This is a genomic window from Microbacterium sp. 13-71-7 (genome assembly GCF_002257455.1).
Lineage (GTDB): Bacteria > Actinomycetota > Actinomycetes > Actinomycetales > Microbacteriaceae > Microbacterium.
This window is the reverse complement of record NZ_NCKN01000321.1, coordinates 1-3,452: the sequence shown is the minus strand read 5'-3', so window position 1 is coordinate 3,452 and position 3,452 is coordinate 1. Positions and strand designations below refer to the sequence as shown.

General features: G+C 71.9%; 3 protein-coding genes and 2 pseudogenes. 4 read left to right on the top strand and 1 reads right to left on the bottom strand.

What is annotated here, in order from left to right:
- From B7X32_RS19535 to B7X32_RS19525, 3 genes and pseudogenes are all read left to right on the top strand, one after another.
- Positions 1 to 892 (top strand): annotated as a pseudogene (locus tag B7X32_RS19535) (hypothetical protein); the annotation flags it as partial.
- Positions 893 to 947: 55 nt separating this feature from the next.
- Positions 948 to 1,541 (top strand): recombination mediator RecR, encoded by a 594-nt coding sequence (recR, locus tag B7X32_RS19530; protein ID WP_292723559.1) that lies wholly within the window; start codon positions 948 to 950, stop codon positions 1,539 to 1,541.
- Positions 1,538 to 2,572: a DMT family transporter gene (locus B7X32_RS19525; protein ID WP_292723556.1), complete on the top strand. Its 1,035-nt coding sequence runs from the start codon at positions 1,538 to 1,540 to the stop codon at positions 2,570 to 2,572. The genes recR and B7X32_RS19525 overlap by 4 nt, the downstream gene beginning before the upstream one ends.
- On the opposite strand, the gene B7X32_RS19520 is transcribed toward B7X32_RS19525, so the two are convergent.
- Positions 2,538 to 3,011 (bottom strand): DUF2871 domain-containing protein, encoded by a 474-nt coding sequence (locus tag B7X32_RS19520; protein ID WP_292723554.1) that lies wholly within the window; start codon positions 3,009 to 3,011, stop codon positions 2,538 to 2,540. The genes B7X32_RS19525 and B7X32_RS19520 overlap by 35 nt on opposite strands.
- 96 nt (positions 3,012 to 3,107) lie before the next feature.
- On the opposite strand from B7X32_RS19520, the pseudogene B7X32_RS19515 reads away from it, so the two are divergent.
- Positions 3,108 to 3,452: pseudogene (locus B7X32_RS19515) on the top strand (sensor histidine kinase); the annotation flags it as partial.

Sequence of the window (3,452 nt, the reverse complement as noted above, 5' to 3'; positions counted from 1 at the left end):
GCTCGGGTTCCCCGGACCGAACGACGTCGCCCGGTTCAAGGGGACGAAGCCCGGTGACGGCCCGTCCGATCACCTGCGCACGGCGATCGAGGGCGAGCTCGCCGTCAAGGTCAAATATCTGCCGGCCCCGCTGCCCTCGGCCGCTCCCGAGCGGAACTTAGCCGAGAGCGGGAAGGCCCCGCGCCCCTCCGATCAGACCTCGTCCGAGCCCGAGGAGCGGGGGCCCGGTGCGAAGGCGCCCGCGGGGTCCTCGTCGAGCACGGCACGCGCACCGCAGCGCCCCGCGCCGACGGCGGCCGCCCCGGTCACGGAGTGGGCGGTCGCCGCGATTCCGCAGGGGGAGCCCGAGTCCGCTCCGCCCGCGGATGCGGCTGCCTCCGCGCCTGCGGCGACCGAGCCTGCGGCGTCCGTCGCGGCCGAACCGGCGGCCGCACCGCGGGTCGCGCAGTTCCCGGTCGACGAGGAGCCGGCCGACGTCGAGGCGATGCCGGCCTCCGGCTGGTACGAGCCGGGGCACGACGGCGACGTCCTCGACGACGAGCCGCCCTTCCCCGACGACGCCGATGACCCGGGACCGGACGCCGATCCCGATCCGTACGGCGCCCCCGAGCCCGCGTTGGCTCCGGTCGGACAGGCCGTATCCGAGCTCGGCGGAGCGGATCCGGCTCCCGCGTCCGCCGCGCGACCGGATCCGGCGCCTGCCGCGGCCCCGGCCTCCGCACGGCCTGATCCCGCCCCGCGTGCCGCGCCTCCCGCACCGGCGGTCGTCGAGCGGGCCCCGCGCTCCGGCGCGCCGGGCGTGCAGCGCTACGGTGAGGCGGTGGTGCGCCAGGTGCTCGGCGCGAGGTTCCTCCGCGAGGAGCCGTACGAGCCGCAGACCCGGTTCCAGTGAAGAACCGCGACGGCGGCGACCAGAGCAGTGAACGATCGATCATGAGGATCACGAGATGTACGACGGCATCGTCCAGGAACTGATCGACGAGTTCGGCCGCCTGCCGGGCATCGGCCCGAAGTCCGCCCAGCGCATCGCGTTCCACATCCTGCAGACGCCCTCCTTCGACGTGAAGCGGCTCTCCGAGCTGCTCGTCGAGGTGCGCGAGCGGGTGCGGTTCTGCGAGATCTGCGGCAACGTCGCGGAGCAGGAGCGCTGCGCGATCTGCCGCGACCCGCGCCGCAACGCCGCGCTGATCTGCGTGGTCGAGGACGCCAAGGACGTTGCGGCGATCGAGCGCACGCGCGAGTTCCGCGGGCTGTACCACGTGCTCGGCGGCGCGATCAGCCCGATCGCCGGTGTCGGACCCGACGATCTGCGGATCGCGCAGCTGATGACCCGGCTCGCCGACGGCACCGTGCAGGAGGTCATCCTCGCCACGAACCCGAACCTCGAGGGCGAGGCGACGGCGAGCTACCTCAGCCGGCTGCTCACCACCATGCAGATCACCGTCTCGCGTCTCGCATCGGGGCTGCCGGTGGGCGGCGACCTGGAGTACGCGGACGAGGTCACCCTCGGACGAGCCTTCGAGGGGCGGCGCGTGCTGTGAGCGGAACCGGCTTCACCCGGCGGGGCTGGCTGCTCTTCGGGGCGATGTGCCTGCTCTGGGGTGTGCCGTACCTGCTCATCAGCGTGGTGGTGGAGTCGATCTCGCCGCCGGCGATGGTCGCGGGGCGGACCCTCATCGCGGCGCTGCTGCTGCTCCCGTTCGCGATCCGCAGCGGCGCGATCAAGGCCGCGTGGAAGCACTGGCCCTGGGTGCTCGCATTCGGCCTGATCGAGATGGCCGGCCCGTTCTTCCTCCTCGGTCATGCGGAGCAGTCCCTGCCCTCCGGTCTGACGGGCCTGCTCGTCGCCACGGTTCCCCTGTTCGCGGCACTCATCGCGCTCGGCGGCGGAGACCGCAGTGTGCTGGGCCCGGCGCGGCTGATCGGCCTGCTCGTCGGTTTCGTGGGCGTCGGCGTCGTGGTCGCGGGCCCCAGTCTCACGGGCGGCAAGGTCGACTTCCTCGCCGCGGGGGAGGTGCTGCTCGTGGCGGTGCTCTATGCGACGGCGCCGTTCATCGTCGCGCGCAAGCTCGGCCATGTGCCGTCGATCGGCACGATCACGCTCGCGCTGCTGTTCATCGGGATCCTCTATCTGCCGCTCGCGCTGCTCACGCAGCACACGGTGCCGACCGTGCCGTCGATCGTCGCGCTGATCGCTCTGGGCGTCGTCTGCACCGCGATCGCGTTCCTCGCCTTCTTCGCCCTCATCAAGGAGGTCGGCCCGGTCCGCGCGCCGCTGTTCACCTACGTCAACCCGGTGATCGCGATCATCCTGGGCGCGATCGTGCTCGCCGAGCCGCTCACTCCCGGGCTGATCATCGGGTTCCCGCTCGTGATCATCGGGTGCTGGTTCGCCGGAACCGGCGGCCGGCTGCGGCCCAGGGCCGCCGTCGACGAGACCGCGGTGGAGCTGACCGCTGAGCCGGTGCCGCCGGTGACGCCCGCGACGCCGCCCCCGGTGACGCCGCGCCCGCGGGATGCGGCCGTTCCTCCGGAGGTCAGGCCGCCCGACGGATCCCCTTCCACAGAGTGATCAGCAGGAGCACGAAGGCCGCTCCGATCAGGATGTGACCGGCGCCGGCGATGCCGGAGATCGCCTTCGACGCCTCGACCTTGAGCACGTCGAGGATTCCGTGCCAGGTCATCATCGCGCCCGTCACGAGCACGCCGGCGTTGTAGATCCAGAAGAACCACGAGAATAGGCGACTCGCGGACAGCGCGAACGTCTTCTCGAGCGCGAGCACGATGAGCGTCACGAGCGCGCCGAGCGCGAGCAGATGGGTGTGCACCAGCGCGAGCTGCCCGCTCACTCCATCGGGAAAGCCCTGCGCCTTCGTGAACTCCCGGTAGAACAGCCCCGCCACCAGACCCAGCGCGATCCAGACCACGGCGGCGACGAAGAGCTGGGTGAGGGCGCGTCGCTGTGCGGGCGCGGAGGAGGACGGAGTGGCGATGTCGGCAGAAGCGGTCATGATCTCAGCCTGCGCGCATCCACCCTGTGGCGCATCCATCGAACGAACGAGGCGCCGCACTGGGCAGAGTCCCCGCCTGCACGGGAGAATCGGAGCATGAGCAGCGCATCCGGATCCGCCCGTCAGCGGATGCTGCGCGGTGCGCGGTTCGCCCTGCACCTGATCACGGTGGTGCTGGTCGTCGTCACCGCGGCGCGCGCGGGCATCGAGGGGGAGCTGCTGCCGGTTCTGCTCGCCGCAGCCGTATACCTCGCCTGGTACGGCGCCGGCGCGGGGTTCGCGCACAAGCGCGCCGCCGTCTGGTGGATGCTGGGGCTGCTCGCGATCTGGGTCGGGATGCTCGCCCTGTCCGCGGAGTTCGTCTGGCTGGCGTTCCCGCTCCTGCTGCTGGCCGGCCACGTGCTGCGCCTCCCCTGGTCCTTCGCGTTCATGGTCGTGGTT

Bases quoted from the DNA above. Each gene is read 5' to 3' on its own strand.
- recR (WP_292723559.1), top strand. From the start codon at position 948: ATGTACGACGGCATCGTCCAGGAACTGATCGACGAGTTCGGCCGCCTG.
- B7X32_RS19520 (WP_292723554.1), bottom strand. From the start codon at position 3,011: ATGACCGCTTCTGCCGACATCGCCACTCCGTCCTCCTCCGCGCCCGCA.